At 69.5% G+C, this 19,168-nt stretch carries 17 protein-coding genes; 11 read left to right on the top strand and 6 right to left on the bottom strand.

Annotation, left to right across the window (positions count from 1 at the left end):
- Positions 1-18: 18 nt before the first annotated feature.
- Both A3CQ_RS0137925 and A3CQ_RS0137930 read right to left on the bottom strand, forming a co-directional pair.
- Positions 19-594 (bottom strand): TetR/AcrR family transcriptional regulator, encoded by a 576-nt coding sequence (locus A3CQ_RS0137925; RefSeq protein WP_020516189.1) that lies wholly within the window; start codon positions 592-594, stop codon positions 19-21.
- 49 nt (positions 595-643) lie between these two features.
- Complete coding sequence (locus A3CQ_RS0137930) at positions 644-1,657, bottom strand: asparaginase (RefSeq protein WP_020516190.1); 1,014 nt, start codon at positions 1,655-1,657, stop codon at positions 644-646.
- Between the two features lie 37 nt (positions 1,658-1,694).
- Here A3CQ_RS0137930 and A3CQ_RS55500 point away from each other — a divergent pair, with 37 nt between their 5' ends.
- The gene (locus A3CQ_RS55500) at positions 1,695-2,150 is read left to right on the top strand and encodes a GNAT family N-acetyltransferase (RefSeq protein ID WP_020516191.1); all 456 of its coding nucleotides are present in this window, start codon (positions 1,695-1,697) and stop codon (positions 2,148-2,150) included.
- 183 nt (positions 2,151-2,333) lie between these two features.
- Here A3CQ_RS55500 and A3CQ_RS0137940 read toward each other — a convergent pair whose 3' ends face one another.
- Positions 2,334-4,706, bottom strand: a complete 2,373-nt coding sequence (locus A3CQ_RS0137940) for a beta-glucosidase family protein (protein ID WP_026206662.1) — start codon at positions 4,704-4,706, stop codon at positions 2,334-2,336.
- A gap of 286 nt (positions 4,707-4,992) precedes the next feature.
- Between A3CQ_RS0137940 and A3CQ_RS0137945 the strand changes: the two genes are divergently transcribed.
- From A3CQ_RS0137945 to A3CQ_RS0137955, 3 genes are all read left to right on the top strand, one after another.
- Entirely contained in the window at positions 4,993-6,330 is a 1,338-nt protein-coding gene (locus A3CQ_RS0137945; RefSeq protein ID WP_020516193.1) for an extracellular solute-binding protein, read from the top strand.
- A 77-nt stretch (positions 6,331-6,407) separates the two neighbouring features.
- Positions 6,408-7,250 (top strand): carbohydrate ABC transporter permease, encoded by an 843-nt coding sequence (locus A3CQ_RS0137950; protein ID WP_051115484.1) that lies wholly within the window; start codon positions 6,408-6,410, stop codon positions 7,248-7,250.
- 1 nt (position 7,251) lies between these two features.
- Positions 7,252-8,154: a carbohydrate ABC transporter permease gene (locus A3CQ_RS0137955; protein WP_020516195.1), complete on the top strand. Its 903-nt coding sequence runs from the start codon at positions 7,252-7,254 to the stop codon at positions 8,152-8,154.
- Here A3CQ_RS0137955 and A3CQ_RS0137960 read toward each other — a convergent pair.
- The gene (locus tag A3CQ_RS0137960) at positions 8,119-9,156 is read right to left on the bottom strand and encodes a LacI family DNA-binding transcriptional regulator (RefSeq protein ID WP_026206664.1); all 1,038 of its coding nucleotides are present in this window, start codon (positions 9,154-9,156) and stop codon (positions 8,119-8,121) included. The genes A3CQ_RS0137955 and A3CQ_RS0137960 overlap by 36 nt on opposite strands.
- A 162-nt stretch (positions 9,157-9,318) precedes the next feature.
- Here A3CQ_RS0137960 and A3CQ_RS0137965 point away from each other — a divergent pair, with 162 nt between their 5' ends.
- Together A3CQ_RS0137965 and A3CQ_RS62320 are read left to right on the top strand one after the other, a co-directional pair.
- Positions 9,319-9,642 carry a nuclear transport factor 2 family protein gene (locus A3CQ_RS0137965; protein ID WP_020516197.1) on the top strand — a complete coding sequence of 108 codons (324 nt, stop codon included), beginning with the start codon at positions 9,319-9,321 and terminating at the stop codon, positions 9,640-9,642.
- Positions 9,643-9,648: 6 nt separating this feature from the next.
- On the top strand, positions 9,649-10,245 hold the full coding sequence (locus tag A3CQ_RS62320) for a hypothetical protein (protein ID WP_020516198.1): 597 nt from the start codon (positions 9,649-9,651) through the stop codon (positions 10,243-10,245).
- A 5-nt stretch (positions 10,246-10,250) separates the two neighbouring features.
- Here A3CQ_RS62320 and A3CQ_RS0137975 read toward each other — a convergent pair whose 3' ends face one another.
- Positions 10,251-10,814, bottom strand: a complete 564-nt coding sequence (locus tag A3CQ_RS0137975) for a Uma2 family endonuclease (RefSeq protein WP_026206665.1) — start codon at positions 10,812-10,814, stop codon at positions 10,251-10,253.
- Between the two features lie 92 nt (positions 10,815-10,906).
- The gene (locus A3CQ_RS0137980; protein ID WP_020516200.1) at positions 10,907-12,235 is read right to left on the bottom strand and encodes a GntR family transcriptional regulator; all 1,329 of its coding nucleotides are present in this window, start codon (positions 12,233-12,235) and stop codon (positions 10,907-10,909) included.
- A 58-nt stretch (positions 12,236-12,293) separates the two neighbouring features.
- Between A3CQ_RS0137980 and A3CQ_RS0137985 the strand changes: the two genes are divergently transcribed.
- From A3CQ_RS0137985 to A3CQ_RS0138005, 5 genes are all read left to right on the top strand, one after another.
- Positions 12,294-13,781, top strand: coding sequence for a CoA-acylating methylmalonate-semialdehyde dehydrogenase (locus A3CQ_RS0137985; protein WP_020516201.1), 1,488 nt, complete (start codon positions 12,294-12,296; stop codon positions 13,779-13,781).
- Positions 13,782-13,799: 18 nt separating this feature from the next.
- Positions 13,800-15,137: an aspartate aminotransferase family protein gene (locus A3CQ_RS0137990; RefSeq protein WP_020516202.1), complete on the top strand. Its 1,338-nt coding sequence runs from the start codon at positions 13,800-13,802 to the stop codon at positions 15,135-15,137.
- Between the two features lie 156 nt (positions 15,138-15,293).
- Positions 15,294-16,718, top strand: coding sequence for a gamma-aminobutyraldehyde dehydrogenase (locus A3CQ_RS0137995; protein WP_020516203.1), 1,425 nt, complete (start codon positions 15,294-15,296; stop codon positions 16,716-16,718).
- A 35-nt stretch (positions 16,719-16,753) separates the two neighbouring features.
- Positions 16,754-17,911, top strand: coding sequence for an ABC transporter ATP-binding protein (locus A3CQ_RS0138000; protein WP_020516204.1), 1,158 nt, complete (start codon positions 16,754-16,756; stop codon positions 17,909-17,911).
- A complete protein-coding gene (locus A3CQ_RS0138005; protein ID WP_245577525.1) occupies positions 17,911-19,167 on the top strand; it encodes a polyamine ABC transporter substrate-binding protein in 1,257 nt (418 codons plus the stop codon). Before A3CQ_RS0138000 ends, A3CQ_RS0138005 begins: the two co-directional genes overlap by 1 nt.
- The last annotated feature ends 1 nt before the right edge of the window (position 19,168 follow it).

Genomic DNA, 19,168 nt, shown 5'->3' on the forward strand with positions numbered 1-19,168 from the left:
ACTGCGGAGCGAGCCAGGTCAGCCGGCGAGGATCTCCAGGGCGATTGCGAGCGCCGCCTCCTGCAACGCGTCCCCGTCCCCGTCGTTGTCCCGTGCGGCCGTGACCGCCGCGATCTGGAACGCCGACAGCGCCGTGCGCACCCGCAACCGCTCCGCGGGCCCCGAGCCGGCCGGCGCCAGGGCGGCCACCAGCGACGCCATGACCTCCCGGACCTCCTCGCCGATCGGCAGGCTCTGGATCTCGGTGTAGTTCTGCCGCACCAGCAGGATCAGGTCGATTCCCCAGTGGGCCTGATGCTCGGCGAACCGGCGCACCAGTTCCTCCCGCATCGCGGCCGTCAGCGGCTGCCGGGCCGTGGCGTCCACCGCCAGCGCCGCGATGCCGTCGAGATACCCCCGCAGGATCGCGGTGAGGATCTCCTCCTTGGTGCGGAAATGGAAGTAGAGCGCCGCCTTGGTCACCCCGAGGTGTTCGGCGATCTCCCGCAACGACGTGACCGTGTACCCGTGCGTGGCGAACAGCTCGAGCGCCACGGCGAGCGCCCGCTCCCGCGTGTCGGTCCGCCGGTTGTCGACGCCCTCCCGTGCCGCCACTGTGCCCTCCCGAGCGACAAATACAGCGACAAACTAGCCATCCGACAGGCTAGCCGACGGGACCGGCCGGCCAGGGCCAGGCGCCACCGAGCCCGCCGGCCGCCCCGAAGGCGTCACCGATCCGCTCTCGCGAGACCTGGTGAATCAAGGTCAACTGCAACAACAAGCGGGCCTTGTACGCGTCGAGCGCACCGGCCGGTATCAGCCCGCGACCGACCAGATCCCGCTCCGAACCCGGAAACCCGTACGTCGAGGTCGCCACGAACCCGGCGCCGATCCGCGAGGCGAGTACCACGGGGATGCGCGCCGCGATCGCGTCCAGCACCGGCGGCCAGGGGTCCGGGACGTGCCCCACCCCGAACGCCGCCACCACCAGCCCGTCGAGCCCCGCCGCCAGGCCTTCCAGCAGCGCCCCGTCATCGCCGAGCGTCGCCGTGTACAGCCCGACCCGCGGCGCCACGAAGTCGTCGGGGAGGGGCGGCATCGTCCATCGCCCGACCGGCCGCTGCCCGATGTGCACCCGGCCCTCGGCGACGTATCCGAGCGCCCCGCCGGCCGGGGAGGCGAACGCGGCCACGCTGCTCGTGTGGGTCTTGCGCACCCGGGCCGCCGCGTGGATCTCGTCGGCCAGCACGACGACGCACCCGAGCCCTTGGGCCTCCGGCGCGGCCGCCACCCGTACGGCCGCCAGCAGGTTGGCCGGCCCGTCCGCGCCGGCCAGCGACGGGTTCCGCATCGCACCCGTGACGACGATCGGCTGCGGGCCCCGGTGCAACAGCTCCAGCGCGTACGCGGTCTCCTCTATGGTGTCGGTCCCCTGGGTGACCACCGCGCCATGCCTGCCCTCCACCTCGATGAGGCGAAGCAGCTCGCCGAGGTCGGCGAGCGTGAGCGAGGCGCCCGGCCGGTTCCGCAGCGTGCGCACCGTCAGCGGCGTGCCGTCGAGCCCCGGCACCGCGTCGACGAGCTGCCGCGCCGACAGCTGAGGCACGACCCCGCCGGACCCGGCCATGGCGATCGTCCCGCCCATCCCCACGACCAGCACCGGCCCCGGAAAACGCATTGCCTCAGTCTCGCACCTCGCGCTTAGGCTGCCCGACATGATCCATATCCGGGAGTTCGACTGGCCCGACTACGACGCCGTGGCCCGGGTGTGGGCGGTCGCCGGCCGCGAGGTCGTCCCGCGCGCCGAGCTCGAGGCGAAGCTCACCCGCGACCCCGAGCTGTTCCTCGTGGCCGAGTCGCAGAGCCGGCCGGAGTCGCAGAGCTTGCCGGAGTCGCGGAGCGTGGCCGGGTCGCCGGGCGAGGTGGTCGGCGTCGTGATGGGCACCTACGACGGCCGCCGCGGCTGGATCCTGCGCCTGGCCGTGGATCCCGCTCATCGGCGCGGCGGCATCGCCACCAGGCTGGTCGCCGAGCTCGAGTCCCGCCTCCGCGGCCTCGGCTGCCCCCGCGTCAATCTGCTGGTGCTGCCGGACAACGCCGGCGGCCTGAGCTTCTGGCAGGCGCTCGGCTACCTCCCGATGCCCGACGTCCTGTGCACCAAGCCGCTCTGAGCGGGTCGCGGCGCTGATCGGAAGCGGACACGGCACGTCGCCCCGGCCTTTACCGGCCGGGGCGACTGTGCTGGATCGGGCCGTTTGTCGCCCGCACGGCCCGATGGGGTAAATCGGGCAATCTTGCCGTCCTAAGGGGCAGAGTTCGGGCTTCCCGGCGGACGGTGCCGGGAAGCCCGGGTCCTAGATCTTCTCGACCTCGACCGGGGTGAGCAGCACCCGGTCGCGGCCGGTGGCGCGGATGGCGCCGGTGAGCACGACCTTGCCGCGGCACGGCAGGTCGTCGGCGGCGGAGCCGACCATGATCTCGAGCTCGCCGGGCTCGACGATGCGGCGGTAGTCGCGCCCGGTGAACGCCGTGCGGTCGGTGTGCACCCGGAAGCGCACGTCCTTGGCCTCGCCCGGCTCCAGCGGCACCCGGACGAACCCGGTGAGCTGCTTGACCGGACGGGTCACCTGGGCAACCACGTCGCGCAGGTAGAGCTGGACGACCTCGTCACCCGCCCGCGAGCCGGTGTTGCGCACCCGCACGGTCACCGTGAACTCGCCGTCGGTCGGCACCGACTCGTCGCTGACGCGCAGGTCGTCGACCGTGAACGTGGTGTACGACCGGCCGTGCCCGAACGCGAACAGCGGGGTCGGGTCGAGGTTGCTGACGCCGCTGTTCTCGGCGCCGAGCGGCGGCTGGAGGTAGGTGCCGGGCTGGCCGCCCGGGGTCCGCGGGATCTGCACCGGCAGCTTCGCGCCCGGCTGCACCCGGCCGGAGAGGACGCCCGCGATCGCGCCGCCGCCCTCCTCGCCGGGCATGAACGCCTGCACCAGCGCGGCGGCGCGGTCCGACACCTCGCCGAGCGCGTACGGCCGGCCGGAGACGACCACGACCACCACCGGCGTGCCGGTGCCGAGAAGCTCCTGCAGCAGCTCGCCCTGCAGGCCGGGCAGGCGCAGCTCGTCGGCGTCGCAGCCCTCGCCCGACGTGCCGTGGCCGAACAGGCCGGCCAGGTCGCCGACCATGGCCACGCAGACGTCCGCGTCGCGGGCCGCCGCCACAGCGGCCGCGAAGCCCGACCGGTCGTCGCCGATCACCGCGCAGCCGGCCTCGTGCACGACCTCGGCGTCCGGCAGCTCGGCCCGCAGCGCGTCGACCGCGGTCGGCACGTCGATGCCGAGCCCGAATCCGGGGTGGCGCGGCAGGACGTGGTTGGGGAAGGCGTAACAGCCCATGAACGTACGCGGGTCGGCGGCGCACGGGCCGACGACCGCGACCTTCCGCAGGGCCGGATCGAGCGGCAGCGTGGATCCGGCGTCCAGCAGGATCACCGACTTCTCGGCCATCTCGCGCGCGAGGGCCCGGTTGGCGGGCGAGTCGAGGTCGGCCCCGGCGGCCCGGGCGACCGACGCCTCCGGCGTCCAGTCCGCGTCCAGCAGGCCGAGCTCGGCCTTCTGGGTGAGCAGCCGGCGGGCGGCCCGGTCGATCAGCTCCTCGGGCGCCTTGCCGATCAGGCCCTGGCCGAAGCCGAGCGTGTCGGGCAGCTCCACGTCGATGCCGGCCGCGAGGGCCTGCACGCCCGCGTCGTCCATGTCGGCGGCGATCCGGTGCATGGTGGCCAGGAACGGCACCGCCCAGTAGTCGCTGACCACGGTGCCGGTGAAGCCCCACTGCTCGCGCAGCACCTCGTTGAGCAGCCACGGGTCGGCGCCGGCCGGCACGCCGTCGACGTCGGAGTACGAGTTCATCACCGAGCGGGCCCCGGCCTCGCGGACGGCGGTCTCGAAGGTCGGCAGGATGACGTCCATCAGCTCGCGCCGGCCCATCGGCACCGGGCCGTGGTTACGGGCGCCGCGTGAGGCGGAGTACCCCGCGAAGTGCTTGAGGGTGGCGATCACGCCGGCGCTCTGCAGGCCGCGCACGTAGCCGGCGCCGAGCAGGGCCACCAGGTACGGGTCCTCGCCGATGGTCTCCTCGACCCGGCCCCACCGGTAGTCGCGCACCACGTCGAGGACGGGGGACAGGCCCTGGTGGATGCCGAGGGCGGCCATGTCCCGGCCGATCGCGGCGGCCATCCGCTCGACCAGTCCGGGGTCGAAGGTGGCGCCCCAGGCGATCGCGGCGGGGTAGACGGTGGCGCCGAACGACGTGAACCCGGTCAGGCACTCCTCGTGCACGATCGCCGGCACGCCGAGGCGCGAATTGGCCAGAACCACGCGCTGCTGGCGGATCACCTCGGCGGCGCCCTCGGTGGCCGTGAGCGGGACACTTCCGTACACCCGGGTCAGGTGTCCGAGGCCGTTCCGGCTCGCCTCGGCGAGCGAAATCGTGCCCGACGCGGCGAAGACGTCCTGCATCGGAGCGACGTTCAGGGTCTCCTCGGGTTCGGTAAGTAGTTTGTCGTTGTCCGAATCGTTGCCGGACTCCTGCATGTCGTTGCCCACCCACCGGCTGCCCAGTTGGGCTACTTTCTCCTCGACGGTCATTGCGGCGAGCAGTCGCTCGACGCGCTCCGTCACGGGGAGCGCCGGGTCCTGCCATGGCTGGTTCGCCTGCACTGCGGTCACGGCGCAACTCCTCAACAAGTTCCGAAACTTTCAGTACTTTCACAGCACGAGTTATCGCTCGGACAGGCCTTGACCGAGGGGGTATCGCTCGGGTCCACTCTCGCGCTGGGAGCGCGACCAGAGCAAGACCCTTGACATGATCAAGCCGAAACCCTACGTTAACGAAACCTCACGTTAACTTGCGGCCGTCTCACGAAAGTTGCAGGCTTTTGTGACGGCGACAACCTCATCCCCACGACGATCCACTCGCCGCGGCAGGACGCGGCGCTCGAGTACGGAGATCAGCGTGACCAATAGCAATTTCTCTCGGCGGAACTTTCTGGGTCTAGCCGCGGGGGCCGCCGGTGCCGCGGCCCTAGCGGCATGTGGCAGCTCGGGCCCGTCCGACAAGGGCGGCAGCAGCGGTGGCGGTGGCGGTGGCGCCAGCTACTGGTCGCTTTCGGGCGAGCCCGGCCAGCCGATTCGTCAGGCGGCCATCGACCGCTTCAACAAGGCGAACTCGGGTACCAAGATCACTCCGACGTTCTTCCAGAACGACGCCTACAAGCAGAAGATCAAGACGGCGATCGGCGCCGGCCAGGCCCCGACGATGATCTGGGGCTGGGGCGGCGGCGGTCTCAAGTCGTACGTCGACGCCAGCCAGGTCGTCGACCTGACCGACTGGTTCGGCCAGAACGACGCGGTGAAGCAGAAGATCCTGCCGTCGTCGTTCGGCGCCGCCACGGTCAACGGCAAGATCTACGCGATGCCGATCGAGACCGTGCAGCCGATCGTGCTGTTCTACAACAAGAAGGTCTTCGAGAAGGTCGGCGTCGAGCCGCCGAAGACCTACGGCGACATCCTCAACCTGATCCCGAAGTTCAACGCCAAGGGCATCGCGCCGTTCTCGCTGGCCGGCCAGTCGCGGTGGACGAACATGATGTGGCTCGAGTTCATGCTCGACCGCAACGCCGGCTCGGACGTGTTCAACAACGTCTTCGCGGGCAAGGCGGGCGCCTGGTCCGACCCGGCCGTGCTGGACATGCTGACCAAGGTCCAGGACCTGGTGAAGGGCAACGCCTTCATCAAGGGCTTCTCGTCGATCACCGCCGACTCCAACGCCGACCAGGCCCTGCTCTACACGGGCAAGGCCGCGATGATGGTGCACGGCTCCTGGTCGTACGGCATCCAGAAGGCCAACGGCGGCGACTTCGTCAAGTCCGGCGGCCTGGGCTGGATGAACTTCCCGCCGATCGAGGGTGGCAAGGGCGACCCGAGCAACACGGTCGGCAACCCCGGCCAGTACCTCTCGATCTCGTCGAAGGCCAGCGCCGCCGAGCAGGACGTGGCGAAGAAGTTCTTCTCCACCACCCTGGTCGACGACGACGAAAAGGCCGGTTGGGTCAAGTCCGGGGGTGTTCCGGTCCTGACGAACAGCGATAGCCTGTTCACCGGGGACGACGCCCAGTTCCTCAAGGACATGTCGGCCATCGCGTCCGGCGCGAAGACCTTTGCCCAGTCGTGGGACCAGGCGTTGAGCCCGACTGCGGCCGAGACCCTGCTGGACAACATCGCCAAGTTGTTCCAGCTGCAGGTCACGCCGCAGCAGTGGGTCGACGCTATGAATGGGGTCATCGGCAAATGACGACGCTCGCTCCGCCCGCTGTCCGCGTGAAGGAGTCAAAGACCGCCAAAGGCGGGCGGGGCGGCTCCGTCTTGTGGATGGCAGCGCCCGCGGCCGTGTATTTCTTCGCGTTCGGGGTCATCCCGCTGCTCGGCGTGCTCTACCTCAGCTTCACCACGTGGGACGGTATCGGTGCCATCAAGTTCACCGGGCTGACCAGCTGGAAGGCGGAGCTCACCGACCCCGGGCTGCCCCACTCGCTGTGGGTGACGTTCGAGATCATGATCTTGTCGTGGCTGGTGCAGACGCCGATCAGCATTCTGCTCGGCGTCTTCACCGCCTCGTTCAAGCGGTACCGCGCGCTTCTCGCGGTGCTGTACTTCATCCCCTTGCTGCTGTCCGGCGTGGCCATCTCGATCACGTTCAAGGCGCTGCTCGACCCGAACTTCGGCCTCGGCGCGGGCTTCGGGATCGACGCGCTCAAGCAGGACTGGCTCGGCCAGCCGAGACTGGCCATGGCTACGCTGATCTTCGTGGTGTCGTGGCAGTGGATCCCGTTCCACTCCCTGATCTACCAAGGTGCGGTACGGCAGATCCCGGGTTCGCTGTACGAGGCCTCGCAGATCGACGGCGCGGGCCGGATGCGGCAGTTCTTCTCGATCACCCTGCCGCAGATCAAGTACACGATCATCACGTCCTCGACGCTGATGGTCGTGGGTTCGCTGACCTTCTTCGACCTGATCTATGTGCTCACCGGTGGTGGTCCGGGCGACTCGACCCGGGCGCTGGCGCTGGAGATGTACCAGAAGGGCTTCATGGCGAACCTCATGGGCCCGGCCAGCTGCATCGCGGTGATCCTGGTCCTTCTCGGTGTGATTCTCGCCCAGCTGCTGCGCCGCCTCGGCGGCCGCGGCGACGAGAGCATGATGGAAGGAGTCTGACGTGACGACGACGGTCAACGTCACCGGCACGCAGACGCCGGCACACCACCAACCACCGAAACGCAACCGCCGGACGGGCCACAAGCTGGCCAAGATGAACTGGATCGGCGGCGGGCTCGGCTGGGTCTGGCTGTTCATCGTGATGATCCCGATCTACTGGATCGTGATCACCAGCTTCAAGACCCAGGCGAACTACTTCATCACGAACACGTTCGCCCCGCCGAGAGACCCGACGTTCGAGAACTACAAGACGGTCATCGACAACGACGTCGCCTTGTACTTCTTCAACAGCGTCCTGGTCACCGTCGGCGCGATCATCCCCGCCGTCGCGATCAGCTTCATGGCCGCGTACGCGATCGTGCGGGGCAGCGGCCGGCTCATCCTGCGCCTCACCAACACGATGTTCCTGGCCGGCCTGGCGATCCCGCTGCAAGCGGTGATCATCCCGGTCTACCTGATCATCATCCGGCTCAAGCTGTACGACAGCCTGCTCGCCATCGTGCTGCCCTCGATCGCGTTCGCGATTCCGTTGTCCGTCCTGGTGCTGAGCAACTTCATCCGGGACGTGCCGAAGGAACTGTTCGAGTCGATGCGGATGGACGGCGCCACCGAGTGGGGCACGCTGTGGCGACTTGCGTTCCCGCTCACCCGCCCGGCGCTGGTCACCGTGACCATCTACAACGCGCTGGGCATCTGGAACGGGTTCCTGCTGCCGCTGGTGCTGACCCAGAGCCCGGACAAGCGGACAATGCCCTTGGCGCTTGTCAACTTCCAGGGTCAGTTCGGGGTGAACGTGCCGGCCATCGCGGCTTCAGTCACGCTGACCACCATCCCGATCGTCCTGCTGTACGCGATCGGGCGACGCCAGCTAGTCAGCGGCCTTACCGCCGGTATCGGCAAGTAGGGCCGTGCTCTCCCGGATCACGAGCTCTGTCGCCAGCTCCACCCGGGGAGTTTCGATGGGCTCGCCGCGCGACAGTCGCAAGACTGTCCGTGCGGCGAGCCCGCCCATGTCGGCGAGGGGCTGACGCACGGTGGTCAGCGGCGGCGCCGACCAGCGGGCCTCGGGCAGGTCGTCGAAGCCGACCACGCTCAGGTCGTCGGGGATCCGGATGCCGCGCAGGCGGGCCGCCTCGTAGAGGCCCAGCGCCATCTGATCGCTCGAGGCGAAGATCGCGGTGGGCGGGTCGTCCCGGTCGAGCAGCTGGATGCCGCCCTGGAAACCCGACTCGTGCCGGAAGTCGCCGGGCTCGATCAGCCGGCGGTCGACCCGCAGGCCGGCCTCCTCGAGCGCGGCGCGGTAACCGTCGAGCCGGGCCCGGGAGCACAGCAGGTTCTTCGGGCCCTCGACCAGGCCGATCCGGGTGTGACCCAGCGAGATCAGGTGTTCGGTGGCGCTGCGGCCGCCCGACCAGTTCGTCGCGCCGATCGTCGGCACGTCCGCGGCCACGCCGCCGGCCGGGTCGATTATCACCATCGGTACGTTCAGCCGGTGCAGCTCGGTGCTTATCGGGCCGGCGCCGTCGGAGATGACCAGGATGACGCCGTCGGACTGGCGGGCGCGAAGGTTCTGCAGCCACTGCCGGGTCGACGCGGTGCGCCGGTGTATGGCCGACACGACGGTTCCGACGCCCGCCGCGTGGGTGACTTCCTCGACGCCGCGGATCAACTCGACGGCCCACGGGCTGTCGAGGTCCTGGAAAACGAGGTCTATCAATCCCGCGCGAAGCGGTTGCCGAGAGTTACGAGGACGATAGTCGTGCTCTCGGAGAAGATGTTCGATACGATCCCGAGTCTCGGGAGACACATCCGTCCGCCCGTTGAGCACTCGCGACACCGTGGGGACGGACACTCCGGCCGCCTCCGCGATGGTCGCGATCGTCACTCGCCGTCCGCTCGCGGCCATCCGACTCTCCTAGCTCCGCGGGGCTCTCCATTGAAACTTTCGACCGCGGTGCCGGAAGTATTGCACATCCGCGACACGCCCGGCCTTAGACAGCTGCCGGGACCGCGAGAATGATGTTCTGCGGCCCGTCCCGCCGCCGGAATCAGCACGGAGGAACCACCCATGACGATCGACCTGCCGGCCCCGGTCGCCGCCGCGATCGACGCCGCCAACGCGAACGACACCGGCGCCTTCCTGGCCTGTTTCCCGCCGGACGGCGTCGTCGACGACTGGGGTCGCGAGTTCGTCGGCCATGACGAGATCAGAGGATGGTCCGACCGGGAGTTCATCGGTGTCAAGGTCAATCTTGCCGTCGTCCACGCCGACATCGACGACGTGAACGTCGTGGTGACCGCTCAGGTGGGCGGCGACGGCTTCAACGGCCCCTCGCATTTCACCTTCCAGGTCGAGGGCACCCACATCGTCCGCATGACCATCCGGGCCTGATGCCGGGTGCGCCTCCCTCGCCTCTGGCTGGCCGGCGCGCTGCTGCTGGTCGCGGTCTTCCTGCTCACCGGCCTGCTCGCCCAGCCGCCCTTCGACGCGGTCGGCCCGGTCGCCACCGCCGTCTTCGTCCCGCTGTGGCTGACCATCGCGGTGACCAACGCGGCCGTCGGCGTCTACTCCGCCGGCTACCGCCCCCAGGAGGAGGCCCCGGTCCTGCTGGCCGTCTTCGCCCTGCCCGCCGCCGTCGCCGGCGTCGGGTGGTGGCTGGTGTCCCTCGAGCCGATCGAGACCGCCCGCACCCCGGTCGTCCTCCTCGCGGGCGTGGCCCTGTGGCTCGCGCTGGCCCTGCTGGGCGACCTGCTCCTGCCGGGCGCCACCCGCGCGACGGCACTCGGATTCGCCGCCGCCGTGTTCCTGCCGGTCTGGCTGGCGCTGATGGTGGTGAACCTGCTGATCGGCGTCCTGGCGGCCGGCTACGGCGTCGGCGAGGAACTCGGCTTCCTTCTCCTCAACGTCCTGGTCCCCGGAGTGGTGGCCGGCGGAGCGGTTGCGCTGAGTGCTCGCCGCTCCGCCGAGCCGAGGCCGAACGAAAGCTCGGCGTAGGGCCGCTACGGCTCGAGCAGCAGCGTGGTGTCGACGCTGATCGGGAAGGGCTCGCTCGACACCATGGTCTCGCCCCACGCGGCGGTGGCGTGCTCGACGTAGCGCCGGCCGTCGCGGCGCAGCAGGCGCAAGGACACCGAGCTCAGGTCGGACATGTCGGGCTCGGCGAGCAGGTACCACGGGATGCGAGCCGCTGCGTACATCTCCCTTTTCGGTCCGCGGTCCCATCGGAAGTTGCTCGGCGACGTGACCTCCACGACGAGGACGGCGTCGGCCGCGTCGCCGACGCCGGCCTCCATGGTCAGCTTCCCGAAGACGATGTCCGGACACACGATCGTGCCGGGCCGCAGCCGGAGGTCGTTGGTATAGAACGTGCCGAGCCCGGCCTCCCGTGCGGCGGGTCGAAGGAAGAAGATCAGATTCGTAGCGATGACATTGTGCGGTCGGGTCGCTGAGGGGCTCACCGTGACTTTCCCGTCGATCAGCTCGTACCGGTCGTCGGTTTCGCCCAGAGCCAGATACTCGGCCTCGGTCCAGGTTCTGGACAGGTCAAGCGGCTGCTTGCTCATGGGCAGAGTGTCCCACATGGCCATGCTGCTCGTCTCCTGACTAGTTGTCTGGCGTCACCGGCGGGCATCGTCCCACGACCAGTTGGCGCGCGTCAACGTGGCACGGAGAGGGCGGGGGAGCGGGCGGCGTCGGCCAGGTGGGTGGCGACGGCGGCGTGGTCGGTGGTGATGAGGCCGGCCGTTATGCGCAGGTGCGGGGTGCCGCGGGACGGGGTGAAGGCGGCGCCGGCGGCGGCCGCGATGCCGTTGCTGGCCAGGGAGATCAGGGCGGACTGCTCGTCGGCCACCGGGAGCCAGATGTTGAGGCCGTCGCCGGGTGGGAGGGGGATGCCGGCCTTGGCCAGGGACTGGATGACCAGGTGGCGGCGCAGGGCGTACTGGGCCCGGGCGTGCCGGACGGCGGCGATCGACGGCGGGTCGGTCAGGAGGGTCAGCAGGAGTTGCTGGAGGAGGCGGCTCGTCCAGCCCTGGCCCAGCAGGCGGCGCTCCAGGACCGGGTCGAGGACGGTGGCGGGACCGCCCACGGCGGCCAGGCGCAGGTCGGGGCCGTGGGACTTGGAGAAGCTGCGGACGTGGATCGTCTGCCTCGGCAGGTGGGTGCCGAGGGAGTGGAGCGGGCTGGACGCCACATCGCCGGCGGAATCGTCCTCCACGACGTACAGCTGCGGATGAAGCGCGAGCACCGCGGCGAGTGCGGCGGCCCGGGAGAGCGACCACGACGCGCCGGTGGGGTTGAGGGCTCTCGGCTGAAGGAAGACGACGGCTGGGCGGCACGACAGCGCCTCGGTCAGGGCGGCGGGGAGCATGCCGAGCGCGTCCGTCTCGACGCCGACGGCCTCGACGCCGAGGGCCTCCAGGAGGTCGAGCAGCGGGGGGAAGCAGGGGTTCTCCACAATCGCGCGGTCACCCAGGCGTAACAGGGAGGCGGCAACCTGGTCGATGGCGTCCATGGCGCCGTCGAAAACGGCCAGGCGGTCGGGCGGGAACGGCCAGGTGTCGCGCAGGAGGGATGCGAGGGCGGGCAGGACCGGCTCGTCCAGATAGCTGCTGGGGGCGGGGGAGAGGCCGGACAGGGCCGGCAAGGAGGGCAGCAGCCGCGGGTCCGGGACGCCGGTGGACAAATCGAGGGCGAAGCCGGACCGGGCGCGCAGCGCCGCGCGGTAGCGGCCAGGGCCGGCCGTCCGGGAAACGGCTACGACCGTGCCGCGACGTCCGTCGGTCCGGATGGTTCCGGCCCGACGCAGGAGCTGCCAGGCTGCGCTGACCGTGGTGGGTGACATTCGCAGCTCGCGGGCGACGGTGCGGACGGGCGGGAGCTTCGCGCCGGGCTGTAACAAACCGTCGCCGGCGGCCCGGCCTACCGCCTCGGCCAAGCCCCGGGCGGTGGGCTCGCTTAGCAGGTCTCGGACCGCTTCAATCATTTTGTGACAGTACGATCCGAGCATTGTTCCGTCCAGAGGTGTTACGTAATCTCGGGCCATGAAACGTATCGCGCACTGGATCGGCGGCGCCGAGCACGCCGGCACCTCGGGCCGCACGAGCCCCGTCTTCAACCCCGCGACCGGCGAGCAGACCGGCGAGGTCGACCTGGCCTCGTCGGCCGAGGTGGCGAACGCGGTCGCGGTGGCGAAGGAGGCCGCCAAGGCGTGGCGGGAGGCGTCGCTGTCGCGCCGGGCCGCGGTCCTGTTCAAGTTCCGGGAACTGCTGGCCGACCGGGCCGGCGACCTCGCCGCGGTGATCACGAGCGAGCACGGCAAGGTGCTGTCCGACGCGGCCGGCGAGGTGGCCCGCGGGCTCGAGAACGCGGAGTTCGCCACCGGCATCCCGCACCTGATGAAGGGCTCGTACAGCGAGCAGGCGAGCACCGGCGTCGACGTGTACTCGATCCGCCAGCCGCTCGGTGTGGTCGCCGGCATCACGCCGTTCAACTTCCCGGCCATGGTGCCGCTGTGGATGTGCACGACGGCGATCGCGGCCGGCAACGCGTTCGTGCTCAAGCCGAGCGAGAAGGACCCGTCGTCGGCGCTCCTCCTGGCCAAGCTGTGGAAGGAGGCGGGGCTGCCGGAGGGCGTGTTCTCCGTGGTCAATGGCGATGTGGAGGCGGTAAACGCGCTGCTCACCCACCCGGACATCGCGGCGGTCAGCTTCGTCGGGTCGACGCCGGTGGCGAAGTACATCTACGAGACCGGCACCGCGCACGGCAAGCGGGTCCAGGCCCTCGGCGGCGCGAAGAACCACATGGTCGTCCTGCCCGACGCCGAGCTCGACGCGGCGGCGGACGCGGCCGTGAGCGCGGCCTACGGCTCGGCCGGCGAGCGCTGCATGGCCGTCTCGGTGGTCGTCGCGGTGGGCGACGTGGCCGATCCGCTGGTCGACGCGATCGCGGCGCGGCTGCCGAAGCTGACGATCGGCGCGGGGACCGACCCGTCGGCGCAGATGGGACCCCTGATCAGCGCCGTGCACCGGGACAAGGTCGCCGGGTACATCACGGCCGGCGCCGACGCCGGGGCCACGGTCGTCGCGGACGGGCGCGAGGCGGAGGTGCCCGGCGACGGTTACTACCTGGGCGTCACGCTGCTCGACAACGTCACGCCGGACATGGCCGTCTACACCGACGAGATCTTCGGGCCGGTGCTCTGCGTCGTGCGGGCCGGGACGTACGCCGAGGCCGTACAGCTGATCAACGAGAACGAGTACGGGAACGGGACCGCGATCTTCACGCGGGACGGCGGCGCCGCCCGGCAGTTCCAGTTCGACGTGAACGCCGGCATGGTCGGCGTGAACGTGCCGATCCCGGTGCCGGTGGCCTACTACTCGTTCGGCGGGTGGAAGGCCTCGCTCTTCGGCGACACCCACATGTACGGCCCGGACGGCATCCACTTCTTCACCCGGACCAAGGTCGTGACCTCGCGCTGGCCGGACCCCGGCACGTCGAGCGTCGACCTCGGCTTCCCGCAGACCCGATAGACCAGGACAAATCACAAGATGACCGACGCGACCGTACGCGCGGACGACCGCGCTCACGTCTTCCATAGCTGGTCGGCCCAGGGGTTGATCGATCCGCTGCCCATCGCGGGGGCCGAAGGCAGCTACTTCTGGGACTACCATGGGACGAAATATCTGGACTTCTCATCTCAATTGGTCAATGTCAACGTCGGCCACCAGCACCCGCGGCTGGTCGCGGCGATCCAGGAGCAGGCGGCCCGGCTCTGCACGATCCAGCCGGCCTTCGCCAACGACAAGCGCGGCGAGGCGGCCCGCCTGATCGCCGGCCTCGCCCCGGGCCCGCTCAACAAGGTGTTCTTCACCAACGGCGGCGCCGAGGCCACCGAGAACGCGATCCGCCTGGCCCGCGGCCACACCGGACGGCACAAGGTGCTCTCCACGTACCGCAGCTATCACGGCTCGACCGCGACGGCGATCGCCGCGACCGGGGACCCGCGCCGATGGGCGAACGAGCCCGCCGCGCTGGGCGTCGTGCACTTCTGGGGCCCGTACCCGTATCGATCTCCTTTTTATGCCGAAACGCCCGAGCAGGAGTCCGAGCGGGCGCTGAAGCACCTGCGGGACACGATCGTCTTCGAGGGCGCGGCGACGATCGCGGCCGTGCTGCTGGAGACCGTGGTCGGGACCAACGGCGTCCTGGTGCCGCCGCCGGGCTACCTGGCCGGGGTGCGCTCGATCTGCGACGAGTTCGGCATCGTCTTCATCGCCGACGAGGTGATGGCCGGCTTCGGGCGCTGCGGCGAATGGTTCGCCGTGGACCGCTGGGGCGTCACTCCCGACCTGATCACCTTCGCCAAGGGGGTCAACTCGGGCTATCTGCCGCTGGGTGGCGTGATCATCTCGGATGAGATCGCTTCCACCTATGAAACCCGGCCGTTCCCCGGCGGCCTCACCTATTCGGGACACCCGCTCGCCTGTGCCTCGGCCGTCGCCTCCATCGAGATCTTCAAGGAGGAGGGGATCGTCGAGCACGCCCGGGCGATCGGCGACGACGTCATCGCGCCGGGCCTGGCCGAACTCGCCGAAAAGCACCCGAGCATGGGCGAAGTGCGCGGCCTGGGCGTGTTCTGGGCGATCGAGCTCGTGCGCGACCGGGAGACTCGCGAGCCGCTGGTGCCGTTCAACGCGGCCGGCGCCGCCGCCGGGCCGATGAACGAGGTGGCCGCGGCCTGCAAACAGCGAGGCCTGTGGCCCTTCACCCACTTCAACCGGGTGCACGTGGTGCCGCCTTGCACGGTCACCGCCGACGAGGTCCGGGAAGGACTGTCGATCCTCGACGGGGCGCTCGCGGTGGCCGACAAGTATTACGCGGGCTGACGCCGGATTGCGTAGCTGCGAGGGGCGCTCTACGCCTGATTCCGTTTCAAGTTTGGAAAATTCCTCGGATTCCCTTGTTTAGAACACCTGCGTGTGACAAGGTCCCTCCAGTTGTCATGTGGGGGCTGTCACAAGCCTCAACTGGAGGGCCATTCAGTGATCGAGCTGCGGAACTTTGTCGGTGGCGAGTACACCGGCACCGTGGACGGCACCACCTCGGAAGTCGTCGACCCGAGCACCGGTGAGGCGTACGCCCTGGCGCCGGTCTCCAGCGCAGCCGACGTCGACCAGGCGATGACCGCCGCGGAGTCCGCGTTTGAGGTCTGGCGCGATACCACCCCGGCCGCCCGGCAGCGCGCCCTGCTGCGCATCGCCGATGCGATCGAGGACCGGGCCGAGGAGCTCATCGCCGCCGAGTGCCGCAACACCGGCAAGCCGGTCGAGGCCACCCGCCGCGAGGAGATCGGCCCGATGGTCGACGAGCTGCGCTTCTTCGCGGGCGCGGCGCGCATCCTCGAGGGCAAGTCCGCGGGGGAGTACCTTCCCAACCACACCTCCTACGTCCGGCGCGAGCCGCTGGGAGTGTGCGCGCAGGTCACGCCCTGGAACTACCCGATGGTCATGGCCGTCTGGAAGTTCGCGCCGGCCATCGCGGCCGGCAACGCGGTCGTGCTCAAGCCCTCCGACACCACCCCGGTGAGCACCCTGCTGCTCGCCGAGATCGCCGCCGAGTTCCTCCCGCCCGGCGTGCTCAACGTGGTCTGCGGCGACCGGGACACCGGCCGCGCCGTTGTCGCCCATCCGGCGCCGCAGCTCGTCTCGATCACCGGCTCCACCCGGGCCGGCATGGAGGTCGCCGTGGCGGCGGCGGCCGACCTGAAGCGGGCTCATCTGGAGCTCGGTGGCAAGGCGCCGGTGATCGTCTTCGACGACGTCGACCTCGAGTCGACCGCCGAGGCGATCGCCGGCGCGGGCTTCTTCAACGCGGGGCAGGACTGCACGGCGGCGACCCGGGTGCTGGTGCACGGCCGCGTCGCCGGCGACTTTACCGCCGCGCTCGCGGCGGCCGCCAAGAACACGAAGGTCGGCCCGCCGGCCGACACCGACGCCTACTTCGGGCCGGTCAACAACGCCAATCAGCTTTCGCGGGTACGCGGCTTCCTCGAGCGGACGCCGGAGCACGCCGAGATCGTCACCGGTGGCCAGCGGATCGGCGATCGGGGGTACTTCCTCGAGCCGACCGTCGTGGCCGGCCTCGACCAGCGCGACGAGATGATCCAGGACGAGGTGTTCGGCCCGGTCATCACCGTGCAGGCGTTCGACGACGAGGACAACGCGGTGCGCTGGGCCAACGACTCACGCTACGGCCTGAGCGCCAGCGTCTGGACGCAGAACCACGGCCGTGCCATGCGGGTCTCGCGGCGGCTCAACTTCGGCGCCGTCTGGATCAACACGCACCTCCCGTTCGTCTCGGAAATGCCGCACGGCGGCTACGGTCACTCCGGTTACGGCAAGGACCTTTCGATGTACGGGTTCGAGGAGTACACCCGGATCAAGCACGTGATGAGCAACCTCGGCTGACCGCCCTTCTGACCACCCGCGCGAAGAGGAACAACATGACCACCCCCCAGCACAGCGCCGTTCAGCAGCCACCCGGCGCGGTGGCGAACGGGACCCCGGCCATCAGGTTCGCCGGAGTCCTCAAGACCTACCAGTCGCACGGCGAGGCGGTCCCCGCCGTCAAGCGGATGGACCTGGCGATCGCGCAGGGGGAGTTCTTCTCGCTGCTCGGGCCCTCGGGCTGCGGCAAGACCACCACCATGCGCATGATCGCCGGCTTCGAGGAGCCGACCGCCGGGCAGGTCTATCTCGACGGCAAGGACGTCACCGGGGTCGCGCCCAACAAGCGCGACATCAACATGGTCTTCCAGTCGTACGCCCTCTTCCCGCACCTGAACACGTTCCAGAACGTGGCGTTCGGGCTCGAGCGCAAGAAGGTCGCCAAGGACGAGATCAAGCGGCGGGTGGCCGAGATTCTCGAGATCGTCTCGCTGACCGGGATGGAGAAGCGGGCGCCGCGCGAGATGTCGGGCGGCCAGCAGCAGCGGGTGGCCCTGGCCCGGGCGCTGGTCAACCGGCCGCGGGCGCTGCTGCTCGACGAGCCGCTCGGCGCGCTCGACCTCAAGCTGCGCCAGCAGATGCAGGTCGAGCTCAAGCGCATCCAGCGCGAGGTCGGCATCACCTTCGTCTACGTCACCCACGACCAGGGCGAGGCGCTGACGATGTCGGACCGGATCGCGGTCATGAACGCCGGCGTGATCGAGCAGCTCGGCACGCCGCGGCAGATCTACGAGCGGCCGGCGAGCCGCTTCGTGGCCGGCTTCATCGGTACGTCGAACATCGTCGAGGGGCACGTCGAGCGCGCCGAGAACGGTCTGGCGCTGCTCAGCTACACCACCCAGGACCGGGTCGTGGTGCCCTGCGGCAGCGCGTGCCGGCCCGGCGACAAGATCGAGGTGTCGGTGCGGCCCGAGAAGATCGACATGCACCGCGGGGTGCCGCCGGTGGCGGCGACCGGTGGGAGCGTGCTCTCGGGCGTTGTCAATGAGGTCGTTTATCACGGAACTTCGACGAACTACACGGTAGCCACGGCGGCGGGCGCCGACTTTACTGTCTTCGATCAAAATGCTTCGAACGCCGAGGATCTCGCTGATCGCGGCGATCGTGTCTTCCTGACCTGGGCCCCCCAGCACTCATACATGATCGGAGTCTGATGTCTGCCTCGACCCCCGACCCCACCTTTCTTCGTGGCATGACCCAGCGCCGGCTCGGCCGGCGGGACGCTTTGCGGATCTCCGGTCTCTCCGCCCTCGGCGCGGCCCTCGCGGCCTGCGGCGTGCAGGGCAAGGCGAAGGCGCCCGGCGCCGGCGCCAGCGCGGCCCCCGACGCCGTCGCGAAGTACTGGACGGGCAAGGCCAAGACCGGCCACGTCGACTTCGCCAACTGGCCGCTGTACATGGACCCGAAGCACCCCGAGCTCAAGCAGTTCACCAAGGAAACCGGCATCACGGTGAACTACCAGGAGGTCATCCAGGAGATGGGGCCCTGGTTCGCGAAGGTGCAGCCGCAGCTGTCCGCGGGCCAGTCCATCGGCTTCGACCTGATGGTCATCACCAACAGCGTGCAGTTCGCTCAGTTCCGCGACTCGGGCTTCCTCGCCCCGCTCGATCACTCCAAGCTGCCGAACTTCGCCAAGAACGCGGCCGCCTCGTACAGCAAGGAGGCGTTCGACCCGGGCAACGTCTACAGCGTGCCGTGGGCGTCCGGCATGACCGGCATCGCGTACGACGAGAACAAGACGAAGCGGCCGATCACCAAGCTCGCCGACCTGTGGGATCCGCAGTTCAAGGGCAAGGTCGGCATGTTCTCCGACACCCAGGAACTGGCGAACTTCGGCCTGCTCAAGGCCGGCCTCAATCCCGACAAGTCGACCTCGGCCGACTGGGACAAGGCCGCCGACGAGCTGAAGAAGCAGAAGGACCTCGGCATCGTCCGCAACTACTACGACCAGAGCTACGTGGACGCGCTCGGCAAGGGCGAGGTCTGGATCACGCAGGCCTGGTCGGGTGACATCTTCCAGAAGAACCTCTCCGACGGCACGAACTTCAAGTTCGTGATCCCGGAGGAGGGCGGCACGATCTGGACCGACAACATGACGATCCCGATCACCGCCAAGGCGCCGGTCGACGCGATCACGCTGATCGACTTCTTCTACGGCGTCGACATCGCGGCCTCGCTCGCCAACTACATCAACTACGTCTGCCCGGTGCCGGCGGCGCAGCAGCAGATGCGCACGAGCGCCGCCAAGCTGTCCGGCGAGGACAAGACCGCGGCGCTCCAGGTCGCGAACTCTCCGCTCGTGTTCCCCGGCCAGGACATCTACTCGAAGCTGCACTACTACGTGTCCTTCGACTCGGTCGCCGACCAGCAGACCTTCCAGAAGACCTTCGAGCCCATCGTCCTGAGCTGAG

The organism is Paractinoplanes globisporus DSM 43857 (assembly GCF_000379645.1).
GTDB lineage: Bacteria > Actinomycetota > Actinomycetes > Mycobacteriales > Micromonosporaceae > Actinoplanes > Actinoplanes globisporus.

What these genes read in the sequence shown, in the direction of transcription:
- A3CQ_RS0137930 (WP_020516190.1), bottom strand. Translation starts at nt 1,657, where the DNA reads ATGCGTTTTCCGGGGCCGGTGCTGGTCGTGGGGATGGGCGGGACGATC.
- A3CQ_RS55500 (WP_020516191.1), top strand. Translation starts at nt 1,695, where the DNA reads ATGATCCATATCCGGGAGTTCGACTGGCCCGACTACGACGCCGTGGCC.
- A3CQ_RS0137950 (WP_051115484.1), top strand. Translation starts at nt 6,408, where the DNA reads ATGGCAGCGCCCGCGGCCGTGTATTTCTTCGCGTTCGGGGTCATCCCG.
- A3CQ_RS0137960 (WP_026206664.1), bottom strand. Translation starts at nt 9,156, where the DNA reads ATGGCCGCGAGCGGACGGCGAGTGACGATCGCGACCATCGCGGAGGCG.
- A3CQ_RS0137965 (WP_020516197.1), top strand. Translation starts at nt 9,319, where the DNA reads ATGACGATCGACCTGCCGGCCCCGGTCGCCGCCGCGATCGACGCCGCC.
- A3CQ_RS0137975 (WP_026206665.1), bottom strand. Translation starts at nt 10,814, where the DNA reads ATGAGCAAGCAGCCGCTTGACCTGTCCAGAACCTGGACCGAGGCCGAG.
- A3CQ_RS0137980 (WP_020516200.1), bottom strand. Translation starts at nt 12,235, where the DNA reads ATGATTGAAGCGGTCCGAGACCTGCTAAGCGAGCCCACCGCCCGGGGC.
- A3CQ_RS0137985 (WP_020516201.1), top strand. Translation starts at nt 12,294, where the DNA reads ATGAAACGTATCGCGCACTGGATCGGCGGCGCCGAGCACGCCGGCACC.
- A3CQ_RS0137990 (WP_020516202.1), top strand. Translation starts at nt 13,800, where the DNA reads ATGACCGACGCGACCGTACGCGCGGACGACCGCGCTCACGTCTTCCAT.
- A3CQ_RS0138000 (WP_020516204.1), top strand. Translation starts at nt 16,754, where the DNA reads ATGACCACCCCCCAGCACAGCGCCGTTCAGCAGCCACCCGGCGCGGTG.
- A3CQ_RS0138005 (WP_245577525.1), top strand. Translation starts at nt 17,911, where the DNA reads ATGTCTGCCTCGACCCCCGACCCCACCTTTCTTCGTGGCATGACCCAG.